Below are 544 nucleotides of genomic sequence, written 5' to 3' on the forward strand. Positions count from 1 at the left end.
CTTTTCTTGAATAAATTAAATTATTATCCAGATATTATTTAAACTTATATTATTATTTTGAAAGGATTTGATAATATGACAACTGCATATGATTTATTTAAAAAACTATTAGGAGTTATGGCTGATATAGATAGATATTTAGATGAAAAATCAAAAGTTACTGATAGTAGAACTATACAAATGTTAGATCAAAAAATCGATAGCCTTGAAACTGAAATGTACGAAATTAGGAACAAGTTAAAAAGTATTGAAATAAAATAGCCTACAAATTAATGTAGGCATTTACACATATTAATAATTTCTTTTAAAGGTATTATAATTATTTTATAATACCTTTTTGATTAAAATGTTTTTAATCAGCTATATATAATACATATCTTCTTTATTATACTTTTTATAATCGTTAACAAGATCTTCTAAAGTTATTGAATGAAAAAAGTTACTAATTTTATTATTTATTACATTCCATAAATAACATTTGATCTGCTTCATCTAAAATAAAAGTTTTAAGTTTACTTAAGTTTATAGATTTTCTTTCTAAATG

The 544-nt window shown here is 20.2% G+C and carries 1 protein-coding gene; it reads left to right on the plus strand.

The genetic code is table 11. The annotated features are described in order from the left end of the window. The first annotated feature begins 57 nt into the window (after positions 1 to 57). Positions 58 to 261, plus strand: a complete 204-nt coding sequence (locus CLCHR_RS24315) for a hypothetical protein (protein WP_242966200.1) — start codon at positions 58 to 60, stop codon at positions 259 to 261. Positions 262 to 544 lie beyond the last annotated feature (283 nt).

The sequence above is a fragment of the Clostridium chromiireducens genome (genome assembly GCF_002029255.1).
Taxonomy (GTDB): domain Bacteria; phylum Bacillota; class Clostridia; order Clostridiales; family Clostridiaceae; genus Clostridium; species Clostridium chromiireducens.